Origin of the sequence: Pseudomonas antarctica (assembly GCF_001647715.1) — a bacterium.
In the GTDB taxonomy this organism is placed as follows: domain Bacteria; phylum Pseudomonadota; class Gammaproteobacteria; order Pseudomonadales; family Pseudomonadaceae; genus Aquipseudomonas; species Aquipseudomonas antarctica_A.
This window is the reverse complement of the sequence record NZ_CP015600.1, coordinates 1,330,772-1,352,359: the sequence shown is the minus strand read 5'-3', so window position 1 is coordinate 1,352,359 and position 21,588 is coordinate 1,330,772. Positions and strand designations below refer to the sequence as shown.

At 58.0% G+C, this 21,588-nt stretch carries 20 protein-coding genes; 12 read left to right on the top strand and 8 right to left on the bottom strand.

The genetic code is table 11. The annotated features are described in order from the left end of the window. Nucleotides 1–64: 64 nt before the first annotated feature. Together A7J50_RS05865 and A7J50_RS05860 are read left to right on the top strand one after the other, a co-directional pair. Nucleotides 65–259 (top strand): DUF4224 domain-containing protein, encoded by a 195-nt coding sequence (locus A7J50_RS05865; protein ID WP_010564156.1) that lies wholly within the window; start codon nucleotides 65–67, stop codon nucleotides 257–259. An 11-nt stretch (nucleotides 260–270) separates the two neighbouring features. Then, entirely contained in the window at nucleotides 271–1,272 is a 1,002-nt protein-coding gene (locus A7J50_RS05860) for a tyrosine-type recombinase/integrase (RefSeq protein ID WP_064450942.1), read from the top strand. Here the strand turns inward: A7J50_RS05860 and A7J50_RS05855 are convergent. Beyond that, nucleotides 1,255–2,109 (bottom strand): hypothetical protein, encoded by an 855-nt coding sequence (locus A7J50_RS05855; RefSeq protein WP_064450941.1) that lies wholly within the window; start codon nucleotides 2,107–2,109, stop codon nucleotides 1,255–1,257. The two genes, A7J50_RS05860 and A7J50_RS05855, sit on opposite strands and share 18 nt — an antisense overlap. 169 nt (nucleotides 2,110–2,278) lie before the next feature. On the opposite strand from A7J50_RS05855, the gene mutS reads away from it, so the two are divergent. Together mutS and fdxA are read left to right on the top strand one after the other, a co-directional pair. After that, nucleotides 2,279–4,858, top strand: coding sequence for a DNA mismatch repair protein MutS (mutS, locus tag A7J50_RS05850; protein WP_064450940.1), 2,580 nt, complete (start codon nucleotides 2,279–2,281; stop codon nucleotides 4,856–4,858). Nucleotides 4,859–5,000: 142 nt separating this feature from the next. Beyond that, nucleotides 5,001–5,324 (top strand): ferredoxin FdxA, encoded by a 324-nt coding sequence (fdxA, locus tag A7J50_RS05845; protein ID WP_064450939.1) that lies wholly within the window; start codon nucleotides 5,001–5,003, stop codon nucleotides 5,322–5,324. Between the two features lie 492 nt (nucleotides 5,325–5,816). Here fdxA and apbC read toward each other — a convergent pair whose 3' ends face one another. Further along, entirely contained in the window at nucleotides 5,817–6,911 is a 1,095-nt protein-coding gene (gene apbC, locus A7J50_RS05840) for an iron-sulfur cluster carrier protein ApbC (RefSeq protein ID WP_064450938.1), read from the bottom strand. A 173-nt stretch (nucleotides 6,912–7,084) separates the two neighbouring features. Here apbC and metG point away from each other — a divergent pair, with 173 nt between their 5' ends. The 4 genes from metG (at nucleotide 7,085) to A7J50_RS05820 (ending at nucleotide 11,547) form a co-directional block, all read left to right on the top strand. Beyond that, entirely contained in the window at nucleotides 7,085–9,136 is a 2,052-nt protein-coding gene (gene metG / locus A7J50_RS05835) for a methionine--tRNA ligase (protein ID WP_064450937.1), read from the top strand. A gap of 216 nt (nucleotides 9,137–9,352) precedes the next feature. Further along, entirely contained in the window at nucleotides 9,353–10,516 is a 1,164-nt protein-coding gene (gene rsxB / locus A7J50_RS05830) for an electron transport complex subunit RsxB (RefSeq protein ID WP_064450936.1), read from the top strand. 102 nt (nucleotides 10,517–10,618) lie between these two features. Then, a complete protein-coding gene (nth, locus tag A7J50_RS05825) occupies nucleotides 10,619–11,257 on the top strand; it encodes an endonuclease III (protein ID WP_064450935.1) in 639 nt (212 codons plus the stop codon). Nucleotides 11,258–11,364: 107 nt separating this feature from the next. Continuing rightward, nucleotides 11,365–11,547: a PA3496 family putative envelope integrity protein gene (locus tag A7J50_RS05820; RefSeq protein WP_064450934.1), complete on the top strand. Its 183-nt coding sequence runs from the start codon at nucleotides 11,365–11,367 to the stop codon at nucleotides 11,545–11,547. A gap of 83 nt (nucleotides 11,548–11,630) precedes the next feature. On the opposite strand, the gene A7J50_RS05815 is transcribed toward A7J50_RS05820, so the two are convergent. The 3 genes from A7J50_RS05815 to A7J50_RS05805 form a co-directional block, all read right to left on the bottom strand. Then, complete coding sequence (locus A7J50_RS05815; RefSeq protein WP_053254650.1) at nucleotides 11,631–12,263, bottom strand: response regulator transcription factor; 633 nt, start codon at nucleotides 12,261–12,263, stop codon at nucleotides 11,631–11,633. 636 nt (nucleotides 12,264–12,899) lie between these two features. Continuing rightward, on the bottom strand, nucleotides 12,900–14,117 hold the full coding sequence (locus A7J50_RS05810; protein WP_048720141.1) for an argininosuccinate synthase: 1,218 nt from the start codon (nucleotides 14,115–14,117) through the stop codon (nucleotides 12,900–12,902). A 142-nt stretch (nucleotides 14,118–14,259) separates the two neighbouring features. Next, nucleotides 14,260–15,168 carry a flagellar protein MotY gene (locus tag A7J50_RS05805; RefSeq protein ID WP_064450933.1) on the bottom strand — a complete coding sequence of 303 codons (909 nt, stop codon included), beginning with the start codon at nucleotides 15,166–15,168 and terminating at the stop codon, nucleotides 14,260–14,262. A gap of 156 nt (nucleotides 15,169–15,324) precedes the next feature. On the opposite strand from A7J50_RS05805, the gene pyrC reads away from it, so the two are divergent. Both pyrC and rnt read left to right on the top strand, forming a co-directional pair. After that, nucleotides 15,325–16,371, top strand: a complete 1,047-nt coding sequence (pyrC, locus tag A7J50_RS05800) for a dihydroorotase (RefSeq protein WP_064450932.1) — start codon at nucleotides 15,325–15,327, stop codon at nucleotides 16,369–16,371. Further along, entirely contained in the window at nucleotides 16,368–17,039 is a 672-nt protein-coding gene (rnt, locus tag A7J50_RS05795; RefSeq protein ID WP_010564138.1) for a ribonuclease T, read from the top strand. Before pyrC ends, rnt begins: the two co-directional genes overlap by 4 nt. A gap of 64 nt (nucleotides 17,040–17,103) precedes the next feature. On the opposite strand, the gene A7J50_RS05790 is transcribed toward rnt, so the two are convergent. Next, nucleotides 17,104–17,706 (bottom strand): peroxiredoxin, encoded by a 603-nt coding sequence (locus tag A7J50_RS05790; protein WP_003172097.1) that lies wholly within the window; start codon nucleotides 17,704–17,706, stop codon nucleotides 17,104–17,106. Between the two features lie 245 nt (nucleotides 17,707–17,951). Here A7J50_RS05790 and A7J50_RS05785 point away from each other — a divergent pair, with 245 nt between their 5' ends. Continuing rightward, a complete protein-coding gene (locus A7J50_RS05785) occupies nucleotides 17,952–18,170 on the top strand; it encodes a bacterioferritin-associated ferredoxin (RefSeq protein ID WP_010564137.1) in 219 nt (72 codons plus the stop codon). 201 nt (nucleotides 18,171–18,371) lie between these two features. Beyond that, the gene (bfr, locus tag A7J50_RS05780; RefSeq protein ID WP_064450931.1) at nucleotides 18,372–18,842 is read left to right on the top strand and encodes a bacterioferritin; all 471 of its coding nucleotides are present in this window, start codon (nucleotides 18,372–18,374) and stop codon (nucleotides 18,840–18,842) included. Nucleotides 18,843–18,922: 80 nt separating this feature from the next. Here bfr and grxD read toward each other — a convergent pair whose 3' ends face one another. Further along, nucleotides 18,923–19,261 carry a Grx4 family monothiol glutaredoxin gene (gene grxD / locus A7J50_RS05775; protein WP_064450930.1) on the bottom strand — a complete coding sequence of 113 codons (339 nt, stop codon included), beginning with the start codon at nucleotides 19,259–19,261 and terminating at the stop codon, nucleotides 18,923–18,925. Between the two features lie 84 nt (nucleotides 19,262–19,345). Next, nucleotides 19,346–21,454, bottom strand: coding sequence for a molybdopterin oxidoreductase family protein (locus A7J50_RS05770; protein ID WP_064450929.1), 2,109 nt, complete (start codon nucleotides 21,452–21,454; stop codon nucleotides 19,346–19,348). Between the last annotated feature and the right edge of the window lie 134 nt (nucleotides 21,455–21,588).

The window sequence follows — 21,588 nt, the reverse complement described above, 5'->3', positions numbered from 1 at the left end:
TTATCAAGGTCGCGACACCATCCACGCACAACGAAAACGTGTCGCGACACGATAGGAGGTAGGTATGTTTCTGACAGCAGAGGAAGTTGCCGACCTGACCGGCTATAAGAAGCCAGGGGCACAGATAAAGTGGCTGACCGCCGAACGCTACGGGTTTGCGGTAGGGGGTGATGGGCACCCGAAGGTGCTGCGCCAGGTTGTCATTGGCCGGCTGGGTGGTATTCAATCAAGGAAGGGGCCGGAGCTTCGGCTGGGTTGAGGTGAAGATCGATGCGTCCGCGCAAGAAGGACCGGCACCTGCCGGCGTGCATGTACCAGAAGCATGGCGCTTATTACCTTGTCCGCAAAGGCAAGTGGAAGCGCCTGGGCACCGACTTCCAGGCATCCCTGGCCGAGTACGCCAAGCTGCTGGACAAGGGTAGCCAGGGCGGAATGCCAAAGCTGATCGACGATGCGCTCGAGCACATGCGCACCAGGACCAAGCCTCCACTCAAGCCCAACACGCTCAAACAGTACGAGGCGGCTTGCGAGCGCCTGAAGGAAACCTTCGCCGACTTCGAACCCCGCGAGGTTCTTCAGCGCCATGTCGTTGCGCTCAAGCTTCACATGGCGGACACGCCGAATATGTCGAACCGCGTTATCTCTGTGCTGCGCGCGGTGTTCACTTATGCCCTGGAACAGCAGATCGTTGACTCGAACCCGTGCATCGGCGTACGTCGACACCTTGAGCACAAACGCGATCGCTACATCACTCACGGAGAATTCCAGGCCATCTGCGCCAACTCAAGCGACAACATGCGGGTCATCTACGAGATGTGCTACCTGACCGGCCAGCGCATCGGAGACGTCCTTGCTATCCGCCTGGCCGATATAAGCGCCGAGGGGATAGCCTTCAAACAGGAGAAGACGAACGCCAGGCTGCTGGTTCAGATGACTCATGACTTGGAAGACCTTATCGCCAGGATCAAGGCGCTGCCGAGAAAAATCCGTGGGCTTACCCTGTTCTGTTCGCCGCGCGGTGGAAAGCCGGTGCACTACAGCTCGGTGAAGGACGCTTTCGCTATCAGCTGCAGGAAGGCCGGCGTAGAGGATGCGAGCCTTCACGATCTTCGAGCTAAGTCCCTCTCCGACACCGACGACCAAGGCAATGACGCTCAGAAGCTCGGCGGCCACAGTGACGCCAAAATGACTCAACGATATCTAAGGTTGCGTAAAGTCAACGTGGGACTACCACCTAAAATGCCCAAGACGACACTAGTTTGCGAATCTTGAGATAAACCTGCTTAACACTTCGGCCCCCTCTAAAGTAAGTGCGCCGCCCCTAATGAAGCCTATTGAGTACATTTCACCAATAACCCAACCAGGAACAAAACCTTGTGAAGCAAGGGCATTGAACCGATCTGCTATAGCACTATAGGAAATCGTCTTATGTTGCCCGCCAAATTTCTCGCCAACGAAACCTGACAAAAAATCGAACAATTTCTCACTAACTCCACTCCAAACATTTTCCTTTACAACTGATGACTCCACGAGCTTAGAAAGTTCGGACTTTGCATGATCAGCCTCGGATTTCAGCTTAGTCATTTGAGCACTCATATTAGCTTTCTGAGCGTCATCCAGTTTCGCCTTCTCCATGAGACCTTCAATTATAGTTTGATACTCCCCTTCAACCCTTTTTATCGTTTCAATCTCCTCATCCTGAGATTTACTCATCCAAGCCAAATATTCTGGAGAACTATTTAACTTACTATTTAAATCATCATAACCCTTATTGATACTAACTAGCTGCGCACCGAACCTTTCTTCGATACGACCGAGCAACTCAGATATGTTTTTCGTAAACTCGTATGAGTTATTATAAAAACTCTTCGACGACTCGTCCGCCTTAAAATAAAAAGCAGCAGAAAGGACAATAGCCGAAATCGCCAATATCAAACTAAGCAAATCTGTAAAACCGAACCCGCTCAAATCGATTGTCATATTTGTTACAGCTAGGCGATACGCTATAGCTATAAACAAAAGCAACAAAGAAAGGTCTCGTATATTCTGCCAAGTAAGAAACCCACCGGATCGACGTGTAGTTTTTTTGAAAGAGGCCTTCTCGTCCATTATATATCTATCCATTCTTAAGGGTTGGCGTTGGCCTTATGCTATCACCCAAATGATGCATCCGTAATTCATTCCGGTAGCCAGCGCGGGGTCGCGAGCCTCAAGGTTTTGCCTGTAGTATTAGACAGATGTTAATCGTCAAATAGACAGGCAGAGCCGAACCCCCCGTATGACCGACCTTTCCAGCCACACCCCAATGATGCAGCAGTACTGGCGTCTGAAAAACCAGCACCCTGATCAGTTGATGTTCTATCGCATGGGCGACTTCTACGAGATCTTCTATGAAGACGCGAAGAAGGCCGCCAAGTTGCTGGACATCACCTTGACCGCGCGCGGGCAGTCGGCGGGGCAGTCGATTCCGATGTGCGGGATTCCTTACCATTCGTTGGAAGGCTATCTGGTCAAGCTGGTGAAGCTGGGTGAGTCGGTGGTGATCTGTGAACAGATCGGCGACCCGGCGACCAGCAAAGGGCCGGTAGAACGTCAGGTGGTGCGCATTATTACGCCGGGCACGGTGAGTGATGAGGCGTTGCTGGATGAGCGTCGCGACAACTTGATTGCCGCCGTTTTGGGCGATGAGCGCTTGTTCGGCCTGTCGGTACTGGACATCACCAGCGGCAATTTCAGCGTGCTGGAGATCAAGGGCTGGGAGAACCTGCTGGCGGAGCTGGAGCGCATCAACCCGGTGGAGTTGTTGATTCCGGACGACTGGCCAAAGGATTTGCCGGCGGAGAAGCGTCGTGGGACCAAGCGTCGCGCGCCGTGGGATTTTGAGCGTGATTCGGCGCTGAAAAGTCTGTGCCAGCAATTCTCGGTGCAAGACCTTAAAGGTTTCGGCTGCGAAACCCTGACCCTGGCCATCGGCGCTGCCGGGTGCCTGCTTGGTTATGCCAAGGAAACCCAGCGCACCGCCCTGCCGCATTTGCGCAGCCTGCGCCATGAACGCCTGGATGACACCGTGGTGCTCGATGGCGCCAGCCGTCGCAACCTGGAGCTGGACACCAATTTGGCCGGTGGTCGCGATAACACGCTGCAATCGGTGGTCGACCGTTGCCAGACCGCCATGGGCAGCCGCTTGCTGACCCGCTGGCTCAACCGTCCTTTGCGCGACCTGACCGTGCTGCAAGCGCGCCAGACCTCTATTACTTGCCTGCTGGATGGCTATCGCTTCGAAAAGCTGCAGCCACAGCTGAAGGAAATCGGCGATATCGAGCGCATCCTGGCGCGGATCGGCCTGCGCAATGCGCGGCCCCGTGACCTGGCGCGCCTGCGCGATGCCTTGAGCGCCCTGCCGCAGCTGCAAGTGGCGATGACCGAACTGGACACGCCGCACCTGCAACAACTCGCCGTGACGGCCGGCACTTACCCGGACCTCGCAGCGCTGCTGGAAAAGGCCATTATCGATAACCCGCCGGCGATCATCCGTGACGGCGGCGTGCTGAAAACCGGTTACGACAGCGAACTGGATGAGCTGCAGTCCCTGAGCGAAAACGCCGGGCAGTTCCTGATTGACCTCGAAGCCCGCGAAAAGGCGCGCACGGGCCTGGCCAACTTGAAGGTCGGCTACAACCGCGTGCACGGCTACTTTATTGAGTTGCCGAGCAAGCAGGCCGAGTCGGCGCCGATCGACTATCAGCGTCGCCAAACCCTTAAAGGTGCTGAGCGCTTTATCACGCCGGAACTCAAAGAGTTTGAAGACAAGGCGTTATCAGCCAAGAGCCGTGCCCTGGCGCGGGAAAAGATGCTCTATGAGGCGTTGCTCGAAGACTTGATCAGCCGCCTGGCGCCGTTGCAGGACACCGCCGCCGCGCTGGCGGAACTGGACGTGTTGAGCAACCTGGCCGAGCGTGCGCTGAACCTTGATTTGAATTGCCCGCGGTTTGTCAGCGAGCCGTGCATGCGTATCGTGCAAGGGCGTCACCCGGTGGTGGAGCAGGTGTTGACCACGCCGTTCGTCGCCAACGACCTGTCGCTGGACGACGATACCCGCATGCTGGTGATTACTGGTCCGAACATGGGCGGTAAATCCACCTACATGCGTCAGACCGCCTTGATTGTGTTGCTGGCGCATATCGGCAGCTTTGTGCCGGCGGCCAGTTGCGAATTGTCTCTGGTAGACCGCATTTTCACGCGGATCGGTTCCAGCGATGACCTAGCCGGTGGCCGTTCGACCTTTATGGTGGAAATGAGCGAAACCGCCAACATCTTGCACAACGCCACTGAGCGCAGCCTGGTGCTGATGGACGAAGTCGGTCGCGGCACCAGCACCTTCGACGGCCTGTCGCTGGCGTGGGCGGCGGCCGAGCGTCTGGCGCATCTGCGCGCCTATACGCTGTTTGCCACGCACTATTTTGAGCTGACGGTACTGCCGGAAAGCGAACCGTTGGTGGCCAACGTGCACCTCAACGCCACCGAGCACAACGAGCGCATCGTGTTCCTGCACCATGTGCTGCCAGGGCCGGCGAGCCAGAGTTACGGCCTGGCCGTGGCGCAGTTGGCCGGTGTGCCGAGCGAGGTGATCACCCGTGCCCGTGAGCACCTGAGCCGCCTGGAAGAAACCGCGCTACCCCACGAGATTGCCGTGGCCAGCCCGGCCAAAGCCAGCAACAAACCCAGCGCGCCACATCAAAGCGATATGTTCGCCAGCCTGCCCCATCCGGTGCTGGATGAGTTGGCCAAGCTTGACCTGGACGACTTGACGCCACGCAAAGCGCTCGAAATGTTATATGCACTGAAGACTCGGATATAACGCAGACGCGTGCAAGCTGATAGAATCTCGCGCGGTTTGGGATGCTGCGGGCTTTTAGCCTGGCCTGCAGACTATCGCTCCCGAACCTCGCGAGCCCCACCATAAGGGGTTTCGCTGCCGCCGCCTGAGGAGAAAATTAGAAATGACCTTCGTCGTTACCGACAACTGCATCAAGTGCAAGTACACCGACTGCGTCGAAGTGTGTCCGGTGGACTGCTTCTACGAAGGCCCGAATTTCCTGGTTATCCACCCGGATGAGTGCATCGACTGCGCCCTGTGTGAACCAGAATGCCCGGCCGTCGCTATTTTCTCCGAGGACGAAGTCCCGGCAGAGATGCAGGAATTCATTCAGTTGAACGTCGATCTGGCGGAAATCTGGCCGAATATTACTGAGCGTAAAGATCCGATGCCCGATGCAGCGGACTGGGATGGCAAGAAAGGTAAGATTGCACAACTCGAGCGCTGATAGCGTCGTTGCTCCCAAAAGGCCCTTTGCGGGCCTTTTTGCGTTTCTACGGAGTAGGTTTCACTTTCCTGCAGACGAAAAAAGGGGCGGTATGACCCGCCCACATTTTTTCCCTAGTCCCTGTATTCCTTTTCATCATCCTGATGAATCGCATCCTGCGACGTTCCTTAACCATCGTTCCTTGATGGCTGTGTCAATCCGTGGACACAGGGCTGATCTTAGAGAGTTCCGAGGGAAGTTCAACGGGATCCAGGCTGCGCAGAGGCAGAGTTGAACGCCTGATCAAGTATAAATAACTGTTACTTTTCAAATAGATAGAAAAATATCTCGAGATTTCGGGATGTCCATGCCCGGTAAAAAAACCAAACACTTACGAAAAAGTAAGTGAATGCTTACACGCGCAATTGCGTAAAGGGGTCATTGAGAACCGCTGGCTGATCAATAGGCATAAAAAAGCCCCGACAAGGTCGAGGCTTCTTTCCTTCAGCGGGATCAGTCGTCGCTGACCGTAATGGTCGGCATCGCCGGTGCCGCCGCTTCCTGCAGGACGATCCGCGCGCCGACGTGACGCGCCAGCTCCTGGTAAATCATAGCGATCGGCCCATCGGGCTCGGCCGCCACGGTGGGCTTGCCGCCGTCGGCCTGTTCACGAATCTCCATCGCCAACGGCAACGAGGCGAGCAATTCGACGCCATACTGGGTCGCCAGCTTCTCGCCACCGCCTTCGCCAAACAGGTGCTCGGCGTGCCCGCAGTTGGAGCAAATGTGTACCGCCATGTTTTCCACGACGCCCAGCACCGGGATGTTGACCTTGCGGAACATCTCGACGCCTTTCTTCGCGTCGAGCAGTGCCAGGTCCTGCGGCGTAGTCACGATTACCGAACCGGCCACCGGGACTTTCTGCGCCAGGGTCAATTGGATATCACCGGTGCCAGGCGGCATGTCGATCACCAGGTAATCCAGGTCACCCCAGGCGGTCTGGGTGACCAATTGCAGCAACGCACCGGAGACCATCGGCCCGCGCCAGACCATCGGCGTGTTGTCATCGGTAAGGAAGGCCATGGACATGACCTCCACGCCCATCGACTCGATCGGCACGAACCATTTCTGGTCCTTGACCTTCGGTCGGGTGCCTTCGGCGATGCCGAACATCACGCCTTGGCTTGGGCCATAGATGTCGGCGTCGAGAATGCCCACGCGGGCCCCTTCACGGGCCAGGGCCAGCGCCAGGTTAGCCGCCGTGGTGGACTTACCCACACCGCCCTTGCCGGACGCCACCGCCACCACGTTCTTAACGTTGGCCAAGCCCGGGATCTGCGCCTGAGCCTTGTGAGGGGCGATCACGCACTGAATGTCGACCTTGGCCGAACGCACCCCGTCCAGGCCCTCGATGGCCATTTGCAGCATCTGCGACCAGCCGCTCTTGAACAGGCCTGCGGCATAGCCCAGTTCCAACTGGACCGAGACCTGGTCGCCCTGGACCTCGATGGCTCGTACACAGCCGGCAGTGACCGGGTCCTGGTTCAAATAGGGGTCGGTGTATTGGCGAAGAACGGCTTCCACCGCTGCGCGATTGACGGCGCTCATGGGCTACTCCCGAAAAAAGACTGGCTGAAACAGGCGGCTATCCTAACCGTTCCGGCCGCCCAACGGCATGCTTTCGCAGGCCTGGGAAGATTCAGAAACAGCACCACGGGGTGAAATATATTTCCCGGCGCTTTATAGTGGCCGACCTCCGTTTCATCAAGTAGCCGAGCCCCATGTCCGAGCCACGCAAGATCCTCGTCACCAGCGCCCTGCCCTATGCCAATGGTTCCATCCATCTTGGCCATATGCTTGAGTACATCCAGACCGATATGTGGGTGCGCTTCCAGAAGCATCGCGGCAATCAATGCATTTATGTCTGCGCGGACGACGCCCACGGTTCGGCCATCATGTTGCGCGCCGAAAAGGAAGGGATCACCCCGGAACAACTGATCGCCAATGTGCAGGCTGAACACAGCGCCGACTTTGCCGAGTTCCTGGTGGATTTCGACAACTTCCACTCGACCCACTCCGACGAAAACCGCGAGCTGTCGAGCCAGATCTACACGCGCTTGCGCGACGCCGGGCACATTACCACGCGTTCGATCACGCAGTATTTCGACCCGGAAAAGAAAATGTTCCTGGCCGACCGCTTCATCAAGGGCACCTGCCCTAAATGCGGCACTGAAGACCAGTACGGCGACAACTGCGAGAAGTGCGGTGCCACCTACGCACCGACTGACCTGAAGAACCCGCGGTCGGCTATCTCCGGCGCCATCCCGGTGCTCAAGGATTCCCAGCACTTCTTCTTCAAGCTCCCGGATTTCCAGCAGATGCTGCAAACCTGGACCCGCAGCGGCACCCTGCAGGACGCCGTGGCCAACAAGATCGCCGAATGGCTGGATGCCGGCCTGCAACAGTGGGACATTTCCCGCGATGCACCGTACTTCGGTTTCGAGATCCCGGACGAGCCAGGCAAGTACTTCTATGTATGGCTGGACGCGCCTATCGGCTACATGGCCAGTTTCAAGAACTTGTGCGACCGCACGCCGGAGCTGGACTTCGATGCCTTCTGGGCCAAGGACTCCACCGCCGAGCTGTACCACTTCATCGGCAAGGACATCGTCAACTTCCACGCCCTGTTCTGGCCGGCGATGCTTGAAGGTTCGGGCTACCGCAAACCGACCGGCATTGCCGTTCACGGCTACCTGACGGTCAACGGCCAGAAGATGTCCAAGTCCCGTGGCACCTTTATCAAGGCACGCACGTACCTGGACCACCTGTCGCCGGAATACCTGCGCTACTACTACGCGTCCAAACTGGGCCGTGGCGTCGACGACCTGGACCTGAACCTGGAAGACTTCGTACAGAAGGTCAACTCGGATCTGGTCGGCAAAGTCGTCAACATCGCCAGCCGTTGCGCCGGGTTTATCCATAAGGGTAATGCCGGCCTGCTGGTGGCCGAAAACGCCGCACCGGAGCTGACCGAGGCGTTCCTGGCTGCCGCGCCAAGCATTGCCGACGCCTATGAAGCCCGCGACTTTGCCCGCGCCATGCGCGAGATCATGGGCCTGGCCGACCGCGCCAACGCCTGGATCGCCGACAAGGCCCCGTGGTCGCTGAACAAGCAGGAAGGCAAGCAGGCTGAAGTCCAGGCTATTTGCGCCACGGGCGTCAACCTGTTCCGCCAGTTGGTGATCTTCCTCAAACCGGTGCTGCCGTTACTGGCCGCCGATGCCGAGGCGTTCCTCAACGTTGCACCGCTGGTCTGGAACGACCACGCCACCTTGCTCAGCAACCATCAGTTGAACGAGTTCAAGCCGTTGATGACCCGTATCGACCCAGTGAAAGTCCAGGCCATGACCGACGCTTCGAAAGAAGACCTGGTCGCCAGCCAGACCGATACCGGCGAAGCGGCACCGGCCGGCAATGGTGAATTGGCCAAGGACCCGATTTCCGCGGAAATCGATTTCGACGCCTTTGCCGCCGTGGACCTGCGTGTCGCGCTGATCGTCAAGGCCGAAGCCGTGGAAGGGGCCGACAAGCTGCTGCGCCTCACCCTCGACCTCGGTGGCGAGCAACGCAACGTGTTCTCCGGGATCAAAAGTGCTTATCCAGACCCGTCCAAGCTCGATGGTCGCCTGACCATGATGATCGCCAACCTCAAACCACGGAAAATGAAGTTCGGCATTTCCGAAGGCATGGTGATGGCGGCTGGCCCTGGCGGCGAAGAAATCTACTTGCTGAGCCCGGACAGCGGCGCCAAGCCGGGTCAACGCATCAAGTAATACGGTGTGGTGAGAAGGCTGTTGTGACGGGCGGGCTTGCCCCGCGCTGTGGCACCCAGCAGCCCTAAACCGGGCACCCGGTTCCATCGGTGTAAAATGCAGCGGCCCTCAGTAGGGCCGCTTCGCAGCCCTACGCGGGGCAAGCCCGCTCGCCACGACAGGCCTGCCCACCACAACAGGCCCTGTTTGCTTAACCGGCATGCCAGTGATTCCCTCATGACTCTGATTCAACGTATCGACGCGCTGCTGCCGCAGACCCAATGCGGCAAGTGTGGGCACCCGGGCTGCAAGCCTTACGCCGAGGGCATCGCGCTTGGCGAGGCGATCAACAAGTGCCCGCCCGGTGGGCAGGAAACCATCGCAGGACTTGCACAATTGCTACGTGTGCCGGTGCTGGAACTGGACACCAGCCGAGGCGAGGCCCCAGCACAAGTCGCCTATATTCGCGAAGCCGAGTGCATCGGCTGCACCAAATGCATCCAGGCTTGCCCGGTGGATGCGATTGTCGGCGCCGCCAAGTTCATGCACACCGTCATCATGGATGAGTGCACAGGTTGCGACCTGTGTGTCGCGCCCTGCCCTGTCGACTGCATCGAGATGCGCCCTGCGGCCAATGTGGTGCCGATTGTGGGCGGCCTGGCGGCTGATGATCACCAACGCCAGGAACGTGGCCTCAAGCGCGACCGGGCGCGGCGACGCTATGAACAACGCAGTGCGCGCCTGCAACGGGAAGAAGCGCACAAGCTCGCCGAACGACTGGCACGGGCCAAGCGCTCAACGCCGGTTGCGCCCGTACAGGCTGATACCGCTCAAGCGGCCAGGGATGCGGCGGTCAAGAAAGCCAAAATCACTGTCGCAATGAGTCGTGCCCAGTTGCACAAGTCCTTGAAGGCGTTTGGTCACCCACCGACGTTTGAGCAACAGTCGCAGTTGATCGTCCTGCAACAGCAGTTCGAAGCGGCAGAGCAGGCACTTGCAACCCTGGAAGTGAGCAGCCCGGCGCCCCTGCCGCCACAAAAAGACCCGGCGCTCAAACGCGCCAAAATCCAGCTTGCCATGCGTCGCGCCGAACTGAAAAAAGCGCAGGACCTGAACGCTGACGAACAGCAACTGGCAACCTTGAGCGCCGCGCTGTCCAGCGCAGAGCAAGCCTTGCATGACGCCGAAGCTGGCAGTGAGCAACCCCGGCCAGCCTTGCAGCGCGTGGAAAAACGCCCCATCGACGCCGAACTGCGTCAGCTGAAAACCGCCCTGGCTTATGCCCGGGCCGATGTGAGCAAGTTACAACGCCAAGCGGACGTCAGCGCAGATGAACTGAAAGCCGCACAACGCAAGCTGGATGATGCACAGCGCCAAGTGGACGCCCATAGCGGCGCCTGATCGGCCACAGGCGCTGCCGGCTGTGCTGGCGATGGTTTATCCTGCAAAGCCTGCGCCTAATTTGAAAACCACGTTGACCGCCTGCAAGGAAACGCCTGCCCCATGAACGCCGCAAAACGCCTGGAAATTTTCCGCAGGTTTCACGAAGACAATCCGGAGCCCAAAACCGAACTGGCCTACTCTTCGCCGTTCGAGTTGTTGATTGCGGTGATCTTGTCGGCCCAATCCACTGACGTGGGCGTTAACAAGGCTACGGCCAGGCTTTACCCGGTGGCCAACACGCCTGAGGCCATTTACGCCTTGGGCGTGGAAGGTTTGTCGGAGTACATCAAGACCATCGGCCTGTACAACAGCAAGGCCAAGAACGTCATCGAAACCTGCCGCCTGCTGGTGGAGTTGCATGGCAGCGAAGTGCCACAAACTCGCGAAGCCCTGGAAGCACTCCCCGGCGTGGGTCGCAAAACCGCCAATGTCGTGCTCAATACCGCGTTTCGGCAGCTGACCATGGCGGTGGACACCCATATCTTTCGCGTCAGCAACCGAACCGGCATCGCCCGCGGCAAGAATGTGGTGGAGGTAGAAAAGCAGCTGATGAAGTTCGTGCCCAAGCCATATTTGCTCGACTCCCACCACTGGTTGATTCTTCACGGGCGCTACGTTTGTCAGGCCCGCAAACCCCGCTGTGGCAGCTGCCGTATCGAAGACCTGTGCGAATACAAGGACAAGACGTCCGACGATTGAGGGATCATTGGTTTTCTCGATCAGTCGATTGAAAAAATCTTTTTTACCCGTTCATGGATTATCGTTATAAGGAGCGCCAACGGCAGTCTTAGCCTGGAGTTAACCTTATGAGCACTGGCAAAGAACAACTGGATGTAGACGACGACCTCGTTGCAGAGTCGGACGACGATGGAGACGCACCTGTTGCAGAGGTGGCCAAGACCAATTTGAGCAAACGCCGCACTATCGATAACCTTCTGGAAGAGCGACGCTTGCAAAAACAACTGGCCGATTACGACTTCGATCTCTGATCGACCCGTTGACGACCGGAAGCCTCCCTGACGGAGGCTTTTTTCTGCCGGTGGTTCTAGCTCGGTGCGCAATGGCACCCGCCCTACACGAGGCCGTTGCGCTGGGCCAGTTCGATCAGATCCACGAGCGAACGCGCATTGAGCTTGAGCAACAGACGAGTCTTGTAGGTACTGACGGTTTTGTTGCTCAGGAACATACCGTCTGCGATCTCCTTGTTGGTTTTGCCACGGGCCAGTTGCTGCAACACCATCATCTCGCGACCCGACAAGCGCTCGACCATGTCCGCTTCGCTGGCATTGCCCATGGTGGAGCGGACCGAGTTGAGCGCCTGGTTAGGGAAATAGCTGTAGCCGGAGAGGACCGCCTTGATGGCGCTCAACAACTCGGTTAGATCCTGTTGCTTGCATACGTAGCCAGCCGCCCCCGCCTGCATGCAGCGCATCGAAAAATGGCCGGGCGCCTGAGATGTCAGCACCAGCACCTTGACGGGCGCAGGCTGCTTGGTAGACGCCAGGCGACAAATAACTTCCAGCCCATCAAGCTTGGGTATCCCGATATCCAGTATGACAATGTCTGGCACATGTTCCCGTGCAAGTTGCAACGCATCGACGCCGTTATCAGTCTCGGCAACGACTTCATAACCATGACGTTCCATTAGCATGCGCACAGCAAGACGAATGACGGGATGATCATCCACGATCAGCACTTTATTCATGAGAAAGTCCAATTTCGCTGTTCGAATTATTTAGAGCAAGCACAATAGCCTAGTCGTTTCCTAGTTGGCATAGCGCTCCCCCCCAAGCAACAGCAAGCAGAGACCCAACCCACAACGATATAGGAATTACCCTACAAAAAATCACAACTTCAGGCGCATCCGGTTTTACGGAGACTTTCAGAACTTTCCGGGGCCATACATATCTTGAGTTAAACATCCGGCACATAAGCGGTACGCCGTCTATGCACCGCACAGGGTTTTCAGGAAACGCCCCTTGCTTGTCGCGGCCAGGCGAGTGAGCAGGTGAAATACAATCAACGGTTTCAGTTCCATACAACATACCTGCTTACACCCTTATTTCCTACGGAATATTCAGCGACCTACACACTCACCTTACTTACGTAGTGAATCTTCTGTAAGACATAGTTCCTATTCAGGTGTAAAAATTTCATTCATCCACGCAGAAATAAACACGCCACCAAGGGTGGCGCCACTCTCAACTTCGATATTCAACAAAACTTAAACAACCTCGCCAAACGATAAACATCACGCCCTATTTAAAGCGCGCGTCTTTATAGCCAGGCAAAAAAAATGGCCCCTTGAACAAGGGGCCATTTTTCACAACGAGGGGAACACTCAGAACAGCTTGCGACCCTTGTTGGCAGCAATGCGCATGCGCAGCGCATTCAACTTGATGAAGCCTGCCGCGTCCGCCTGGTTATAAGCACCGCCGTCTTCTTCGAAGGTGGCGATATTGGCGTCGAACAGCGACTCATCAGACTTGCGACCGGTAACGATCACGTTGCCTTTGTACAGCTTCAAGCGCACCACGCCGTTCACGTGAGCCTGGGAGGCGTCGATCATCTGCTGCAGCATCAGACGCTCTGGGCTCCACCAGTAGCCGGTGTAGATCAGGCTGGCGTACTTGGGCATCAACTCGTCTTTGAGGTGAGCCACTTCGCGGTCCAGGGTGATGGACTCGATGGCGCGGTGAGCACGCAGCATGATGGTGCCGCCCGGGGTTTCGTAGCAGCCACGGGACTTCATGCCCACATAGCGGTTCTCTACGATGTCGAGACGGCCGATACCGTGTTCACCACCGATACGGTTCAGGGTCGCCAGCACGGTGGCCGGGGTCATTTCGACGCCGTCCAGCGCGACGATGTCGCCGTTGCGGTAGGTCAGTTCCAGGTATTGGGCCTTGTCAGGAGCGTTCTCCGGGGAGACGGTCCATTTCCACATGTCTTCTTCGTGCTCGGTCCAGGTGTCTTCCAGCACGCCGCCTTCATAGGAGATGTGCAGCAAGTTGGCGTCCATCGAGTACGGGGACTTCTTCTTGCCGTGACGCTCGATCGGGATGGCGTGCTTTTCAGCGTAATCCATCAGCTTTTCACGGGACAGCAGGTCCCACTCACGCCAAGGGGCAATCACTTTCACGCCAGGCTTGAGCGCGTAGGCACCCAGTTCGAAACGCACCTGGTCGTTGCCTTTGCCGGTAGCGCCATGGGAAATGGCGTCGGCGCCTGTTTCGTTGGCGATTTCGATCAAGCGTTTGGCGATCAGCGGACGTGCGATGGAAGTACCCAGCAGGTACTCGCCTTCGTAGACGGTGTTGGCGCGAAACATCGGGAAGACGAAATCGCGGACGAATTCTTCGCGCAGGTCGTCAATGTAGATCTCTTTCACGCCCATGGCTTGCGCCTTGGCACGTGCAGGTTCGACCTCTTCGCCCTGACCCAGGTCAGCGGTGAAGGTCACCACTTCACAGTTATAAGTATCCTGCAGCCACTTGAGGATCACCGAAGTGTCCAGGCCGCCGGAATACGCGAGAACGACCTTGTTTACGTCGGCCATGCCATCACTCCACGGGGTTGTACGGAAAGCCGTCGATTCTACCGACCAAAACCGTGAATTTACAGAGGCGCGACAGCAAATGAAGATAAAGCGACAGATTATGTCGAGCGGGCGACCGATGGTCGCACCTTATGAGCGCATTTTATGACGTGTGTGCAGGGTTGCTCGGGCCAGTCGCCTGAGGCGTCGGTTTCTCGGGGGCTGCCACCCGTTCGAGCTGAATATTCACGCGACGGTTACGCGCCCGGTTGGCGGCATTGGTATTGGGTGCCAGGGGATAGCTTTCACCGTGGAAACGCAGAGTGACCTGCGATTCCTGGATGCCGTTGGCCTTGAAGTAGTCCATGACCGCCAGCGCACGACGGCGTGAGACGTCGCGGTTGGTCAGGCGGTTGCCGCTGTTGTCCGAATGGCCATTCAACTCGATATGGTTGACCGTCGGATCGGCTTTCATGAACGCGACAATCACCGCCAGCTTCTTCTTGGCCGTCGCATCCAGCTCAATGCCACCACCGGGGAAGCCGACTTCGGTCTGTTTGACCTGATCGTAATTCATCGGCAACAGCTTGGTGGTACACAGTTGATAGTCGTTGTAGGCCTTGTTGAATTTCACTGGCAGCAGACGAATTTCCGAGTAGCCACCTTCGCGCCCGTAATGCCGCACAGTCGGGCTGCGCCCTTCCAGCAAGCCCATGAACAATCGCCCGGCCTGAGCCTGAGAGCTATTGAACAACACGTCGCCACTGCCGGCACGCACAGCGCCGAGGTTGATATCACCGCGGCCCGGCTGCCACGGGGCAGCGGCGGCCAACAAGGTCGCCGAGCCCGCGCCGAGTGCGCCACTGTAGGCTTTCAGACGAAATGTCGCCTGCTCGCCGGCCCGGCGCACGAACTCACCCGAACCGAAATCGGTGATCGGCTGGGTCAAGCGGCACTCGAACTGGTCGCCTTCCACCTTCCACTCAATATTCTCCAGACGTGTCTGAAACGTGAGGGCCATCGCAGGCAGGCTGGCGAACACACTGAGCAGGGCTAGATAATGCTGGCGCACGGGAGGCTCCACTGGTTTCTACAACACTTCAAAGCGTCATACGTCGTTAAGGCATACCTTGGGATATCGGTAGCGTCCTGCAAAACTTGATAGCGAGTGCCTGCAAGAGTCTTTTCCGGTAGCATTCCCACCAGATTGACCCGCCTGGAATCCCCAATGTCCGACCGCCTGACCCTGCTGCGTCCCGACGACTGGCATATTCATCTTCGCGATGGTGCTGCGTTACCCCAAACCGTGGCTGATGTAGCGCGCACGTTTGGTCGCGCCATCATCATGCCTAACCTGGTACCTCCGGTGCGTAATGCCGCAGAAGCCGACGCCTATCGCCAGCGTATTCTCGCTGCACGACCGGCCGGCAGCCGCTTCGAACCGTTGATGGTGCTCTACCTGACCGACCGCACCCAGCCTGAAGAAATTCGCCAGGCCAAGGCCAGTGGCTTCGTGCACGCCGCCAAGCTGTACCCGGCGGGCGCGACCACCAACTCCGATTCCGGCGTGACCAGTATCGACAAGATTCTGCCGGCGATCGAAGCCATGGCTGAAGTCGGCATGCCGCTGCTGATCCACGGTGAAGTCACCCGTGGCGATGTGGACGTATTTGATCGCGAAAAGATCTTTATCGACGAACATATGCGCCGTGTGGTCGAGCTGTTCCCGACCCTCAAGGTGGTGTTCGAACACATCACCACTGCGGATGCCGTGCAGTTCGTCACCGAAGCTTCGGCCAATGTCGGTGCGACCATCACCGCGCATCACCTGCTCTACAACCGCAACCACATGCTGGTGGGCGGGATTCGGCCGCACTTCTATTGCCTGCCGATCCTCAAGCGCAACACCCACCAGGTGGCGTTGCTCGATGCCGCCACCAGCGGCAACCCGAAGTTCTTCCTCGGCACCGACTCCGCACCCCACGCCCAGCACGCCAAAGAAGCCGCGTGTGGCTGTGCCGGTTGCTACACCGCGTTTGCTGCGATCGAGCTGTACGCCGAAGCGTTTGAACAGCGCAATTCCCTGGACAAGCTCGAAGGTTTCGCCAGCCTCAACGGCCCGCGCTTCTATGGCCTGCCCGCGAACACCGACCGTATTACCCTGGTTCGTGAAGACTGGACCGCCCCTGCCAGCCTGCCGTTTGGCGAGCTGACTGTTATCCCGCTGCGCGCCGGTGAAACACTGCGCTGGCGCCTGCTGGAGGAAAGCAAGTGAGTGAAGACCATTACGATGACGAACACGAGCACAGTGGTGGCGGTTCCCGTCACCCGATGGCCGAGCGGTTTCGCGGTTATCTGCCGGTTGTCATCGACGTAGAAACCGGTGGTTTCAATTGCGCCACCGACGCCCTGCTGGAAATCGCCGCCACCACCATCGGCATGGACGAACAGGGTTTTGTGTTCCCGGAACACACGCACTTCTTCCGTGTCGAGCCCTTCGAAGGCGCGAATATCGAAGCGGCAGCCCTGGAGTTCACCGGGATCAAGCTCGACCACCCGCTGCGCATGGCGGTGAGTGAAGAAGCGGCGCTGACCGATATCTTCCGTGGCGTGCGCAAGGCGTTGAAGGCCAACGGCTGCAAACGCGCGATCCTGGTCGGCCACAACAGCAGTTTCGACTTGGGCTTCCTGAACGCCGCAGTGGCGCGACTGGACATGAAGCGCAACCCGTTTCACCCGTTCTCCAGCTTCGACACCGCCACCCTCGCTGGCCTGGCTTATGGCCAGACCGTGCTGGCCAAGGCCTGCCAGGCCGCCGGTATCGACTTTGACGGCCGTGAGGCCCACTCGGCGCGCTACGACACCGAGAAGACCGCCGAGCTGTTCTGCGGCATCGTCAATCGCTGGAAGCAGATGGGCGGCTGGGAAGACTTCAACGACTGAGGTCGTTTCCCGCGCATAAAAAAACCGGCCTTCTCAGGCCGGTTTTTTTTGCGTCGAACGTGGCTTACAGCTTGCCAGCGTTCTCGGTCAGGTAAGCCGCAACGCCTTCTGGCGAAGCGTTCATGCCTTTGTCGCCTTTTTTCCAGTTGGCAGGGCACACTTCGCCGTGCTCTTCGTGGAATTGCAGCGCGTCGACCAGACGGATCAGCTCTTCCATGTTACGGCCCAGCGGCAGGTCGTTGATGATCTGCGAGCGCACAACGCCCTTGTCGTCGATCAGGAACGCGCCACGGAACGCCACGCCGCCTTCGGACTCAACGTCGTAAGCCTTGGCGATGTCGTGCTTCATGTCGGCAGCCATGGTGTATTTGACTTTGCCGATGCCGCCATCATTGATGGCAGTGTTGCGCCAGGCGTTGTGGGTGAAATGGGAGTCGATGGAAACGGCTACCACTTCAACGTTGCGCGCCTTGAAATCGTCCATGCGGTGGTCCAGAGCGATCAGCTCCGAAGGGCAGACGAAGGTGAAGTCCAGCGGGTAGAAGAACACCAGGCCGTATTTGCCTTTGATGGCTTCAGACAGTTTGAAGCTGTCAACGATTTCGCCATTGCCGAGGACGGCAGGTACGTCGAAATCCGGGGCTTGTTTGCCGACGAGTACGCTCATTGGATATCTCCTGATGCAAGGGTGACGATTGAAGTAAAAGGACCGCCTCCAAGTCTGCCGTTTATAAGCGACAGCCCTGTGACGCAGTCACGCTTCGTAAAGACCGACCATCATACACTGAAAAAACCGTTCGTCAGCGCGACGGCGCTGTGGCCGGAAAGACCTGCGAATCTACTTTGACAATCATTCTCGTTAACATTAAGATCCATCGCACTTAAGCCTTAAACCCGCGATGGTTCTCCCTTATGTATGTCTGCCTCTGCACTGGCGTCACCGACGGACAAATCCGCGAAGCAATCTACGAAGGTTGCTGCAGCTACAAGGAAGTACGTGAAACCACCGGCGTTGCCAGCCAGTGTGGCAAATGCGCTTGCCTCGCCAAGCAAGTGGTACGGGAGACCCTGACGCAATTGCAAACAGCCCAGGCCGCGCTCCCCTATTCAGCAGAATTTACACACGCTTAAATCAGCGTGTTTTAAAGAACCGGACCTGGTGTCCGGTTTTTTTATGCCTGAAATTCAATTAGTTAGCGCCAAGACGCGGAACACAAACATTCTTATTCAGATTAATTTTCATTTATTATTCAATAACTTAGGTTTGACACTAAGGGGTTCGCCGCTCAAACTCCGGCTTATACACAGCTATTACAGGGCAGGACCCCAGTCATGAAAGGCGACATCTCAGTCATCCAGCAACTCAACAAAATCCTTGCCAATGAACTGGTCGCGATCAATCAGTACTTTCTGCATGCGCGCATGTATGACGATTGGGGCCTGGAAAAGCTGGGCAAGCGTGAATACAAAGAGTCCATCAAGGCAATGAAGGACGCGGACGCGCTGATCAAGCGCATCCTGTTCCTGGAAGGTCTGCCGAACGTGCAGGACCTGGGCAAGCTGAACATCGGCGAACACACCCAGGAAATGATCATCAGCGACCTGAAGTTCGAACAGAAGAGCCACAGCGACCTCAAGGCCGCCATCGCTCATTGCGAAATCAAGGCCGACTTCGGCAGCCGTGAACTGCTGGAAGATATTCTTGAAGACCAGGAAGAACATATCGACTGGCTGGAAACCCAAGAGGGCCTGATCGTCAAAGTCAGCCTGGAAAACTACCTGCAATCGCAGATGGGTGAATAACCCACGGCGCGCAGGTACAAAAAAGCCCCGCTCTCTTACGAGAAGCGGGGCTTTTTATTGCAGTGCTTTTTACAAAAGCATCACGCTTCTGTCTTGGCTGCTGCTTTTTCCGCGGCATCTTTGACCAGCGCTTGCAGCGAACCGTCAGCCGCCATCTCAACGATGATGTCGCTGCCGCCGACCAGCTCACCGGCTACCCACAGTTGTGGGAAGGTAGGCCAGTTGGCGTACTTCGGCAGGTTGGCGCGGATTTCCGGGTTTTGCAGGATATCCACGTAAGCGAATTTCTCGCCACACGCCATGATGGCCTGGGACGCCTTCGCGGAGAAACCGCACTGAGGAGCGTTCGGGGCGCCCTTCATGTAAAGCAGAATGGTGTTGTTGGCAATCTGCTCTTTGATCGTTTCGATGATATCCATGGAACACCTCTGCAGGAACTTCGCGACTCACAGGTCGGCACGGTGGCGCATTGTAACGCAAAATTCCAGCGCGGTGCTCGGGCCTTATGCGGCTGCCACCTGCACCGGCACACCGTTCAGCGCGGCGTTTCCAGACAATTCGTCCAACTGCCGCTCGTCAGTCAAGTCATTCGCACTCGCCCCCGGCTGCCCACTGGCGATGGTCATCTGCACGCCCGGGCGACCGTGACCCCAACCATGGGGCAGGCTGACCACGCCGGGCATCATGTCCAGGCTGGCCAGCACTTCCACTTCGATCATGCCAATGCGCGAGCTGACACGCACGCGCTGACCATCGCTCAATTGCCGACTGGCCAAGTCATCCGGGTGCATGTGCAGTTGATGGCGCGGCTTGCCCTTCACCAGTCGGTGATAGTTATGCATCCACGAGTTATTGCTGCGCACATGGCGACGGCCGATCAGCAGAAGCTCATTTGCCACCGGCTCAGGTTGCGCCGTGAAACGCGCCAGGTCAGCGAGAATGACTGCCGGTGCCGCCTGCACCTGGCCGTTAGCGGTTTTCAAGCGTGCGGCGAGGTTGGGCGTGAGCGGCCCCAAGTCCATGCCATGGGGATGATCCGCCAGCATCGCCACCGACAGCTGGTGGCTGGATGCATCACCGTACGTTCCCGCGCGCAGCCCGAAGTCGATCATCTGCGCAGGCGCCATGGTCGGTTTGAGCGCGACGCCGGTCTGCGCCGCGAAGGCTTTGGCCAAGCCGACAAAGATTTCCCAATCGTGCAACGCGCCCGCAGGCTTGGGCAGAATCGCGCGATTGAAACGGGTGACGTTGCGCACGGCGAACATATTGAACGTGGTGTCGTAGTGATCGTTTTCCAACGCCGAGGTGGACGGCAAAATCAGGTCGGCGTAACGGGTTGTCTCGTTGATATAGAGGTCGATGCTGAGCATGAACTCCAGCCCATCCAAGGCTTGTTCAAGTTGGCGGCCATTCGGCGTCGACAGCACCGGGTTGCCGGCGACCGTCACCAGGGCGCGAATTTGTCCGTCGCCTTCGGTGAGCATTTCTTCAGCCAACGCCGACACCGGCAACTCCCCACCGTATTCGGGGCGCCCGGACACCCGGCTCTGCCAGCGATTGAAATGCCCACCGCCAGTCGAGGCGACCAAATCCACCGCCGGCGTGGTGCACAAGGCGCCACCGACGCGGTCAAGGTTGCCGGTCACCAGATTGATCAACTGCACCAGCCAATGGCACAGCGTGCCAAATGCCTGGGTCGAAACCCCCATGCGCCCATAACACACCGCCTTGTCCGCCGCCGCGAAGTCCCGTGCCAACTGGCGGATCTGCTCGGCTGGCACCGCACACTGGCGGCTCATGGCGTCGGCGGTAAACCCGGCAATCGCGTTGCGCACGTCGTCGAGACCTTCAACCGGCAAATGGCTGTCACGGGTCAGGTTTTCGCTAAACAAGGTGTTGAGCAACCCGAACAACAGCGCCGCGTCGCCACCTGGCCGCACGAACACATGCTGATCGGCAATCGCCGCTGTTTCACTGCGCCGAGGGTCAACCACCACCACCTTGCCGCCCCGCGCCTGGATGGCCTTGAGGCGCTTCTCCACATCGGGCACGGTCATGATGCTGCCGTTGGACGCCAGCGGGTTACCCCCCAGGATCAGCATGAAGTCGGTGTGGTCGATATCCGGGATCGGCAGCAACAGGCCATGGCCGTACATCAGGTGGCTGGTGAGGTGGTGGGGCAACTGGTCCACCGAGGTCGCGGAAAACCGGTTGCGTGTCTTGAGCTGACCGAGGAAGTAGTTGCTGTGGGTCATCAACCCATAGTTGTGCACGCTGGGGTTGCCCTGATACACCGCCACCGCATTCTGCCCATGCCTGGCCTGGATGCCTGCCAATCGTTCGGCCACCAACGCAAACGCCTCATCCCAGGGGATCGGCTGCCATTCGCTGCCCACGCGCAACATCGGTTGGTGCAGGCGGTCCGGGTCGTTCTGGATGTCCTGCAGCGCCACGGCCTTGGGGCAGATGTGCCCGCGGCTGAACGTATCCAGCGGGTCGCCTTTGATCGACGTAATCGCCAGGGTGCCGTCCTCGGCCTGGGTCGTTTCCAGGGTCAGGCCGCAGATGGCTTCACACAGATGGCAGGCACGGTGGTGGAGAGTCTTGGTCATGGCCAGTCTCTTTTATTGGGCTTTGGCCCAACTATGGGCCGTCACCTGCGTGGGCACCAGCAACGTTCGTCCTGTGAATCGGCAAGCATCAGGCCAGGACATGGCCAAGCATGTGCAAATGTTTCAGAACCTTA

Bases quoted from the DNA above. Each gene is read 5' to 3' on its own strand.
- A7J50_RS05865 (WP_010564156.1), top strand. From the start codon at position 65: ATGTTTCTGACAGCAGAGGAAGTTGCCGACCTGACCGGCTATAAGAAG.
- A7J50_RS05860 (WP_064450942.1), top strand. From the start codon at position 271: ATGCGTCCGCGCAAGAAGGACCGGCACCTGCCGGCGTGCATGTACCAG.
- A7J50_RS05855 (WP_064450941.1), bottom strand. From the start codon at position 2,109: ATGGACGAGAAGGCCTCTTTCAAAAAAACTACACGTCGATCCGGTGGG.
- mutS (WP_064450940.1), top strand. From the start codon at position 2,279: ATGACCGACCTTTCCAGCCACACCCCAATGATGCAGCAGTACTGGCGT.
- fdxA (WP_064450939.1), top strand. From the start codon at position 5,001: ATGACCTTCGTCGTTACCGACAACTGCATCAAGTGCAAGTACACCGAC.
- apbC (WP_064450938.1), bottom strand. From the start codon at position 6,911: ATGAGCGCCGTCAATCGCGCAGCGGTGGAAGCCGTTCTTCGCCAATAC.
- metG (WP_064450937.1), top strand. From the start codon at position 7,085: ATGTCCGAGCCACGCAAGATCCTCGTCACCAGCGCCCTGCCCTATGCC.
- rsxB (WP_064450936.1), top strand. From the start codon at position 9,353: ATGACTCTGATTCAACGTATCGACGCGCTGCTGCCGCAGACCCAATGC.
- nth (WP_064450935.1), top strand. From the start codon at position 10,619: ATGAACGCCGCAAAACGCCTGGAAATTTTCCGCAGGTTTCACGAAGAC.
- A7J50_RS05820 (WP_064450934.1), top strand. From the start codon at position 11,365: ATGAGCACTGGCAAAGAACAACTGGATGTAGACGACGACCTCGTTGCA.
- A7J50_RS05815 (WP_053254650.1), bottom strand. From the start codon at position 12,263: ATGAATAAAGTGCTGATCGTGGATGATCATCCCGTCATTCGTCTTGCT.
- A7J50_RS05810 (WP_048720141.1), bottom strand. From the start codon at position 14,117: ATGGCCGACGTAAACAAGGTCGTTCTCGCGTATTCCGGCGGCCTGGAC.
- pyrC (WP_064450932.1), top strand. From the start codon at position 15,325: ATGTCCGACCGCCTGACCCTGCTGCGTCCCGACGACTGGCATATTCAT.
- A7J50_RS05790 (WP_003172097.1), bottom strand. From the start codon at position 17,706: ATGAGCGTACTCGTCGGCAAACAAGCCCCGGATTTCGACGTACCTGCC.
- A7J50_RS05785 (WP_010564137.1), top strand. From the start codon at position 17,952: ATGTATGTCTGCCTCTGCACTGGCGTCACCGACGGACAAATCCGCGAA.
- bfr (WP_064450931.1), top strand. From the start codon at position 18,372: ATGAAAGGCGACATCTCAGTCATCCAGCAACTCAACAAAATCCTTGCC.
- grxD (WP_064450930.1), bottom strand. From the start codon at position 19,261: ATGGATATCATCGAAACGATCAAAGAGCAGATTGCCAACAACACCATT.
- A7J50_RS05770 (WP_064450929.1), bottom strand. From the start codon at position 21,454: ATGACCAAGACTCTCCACCACCGTGCCTGCCATCTGTGTGAAGCCATC.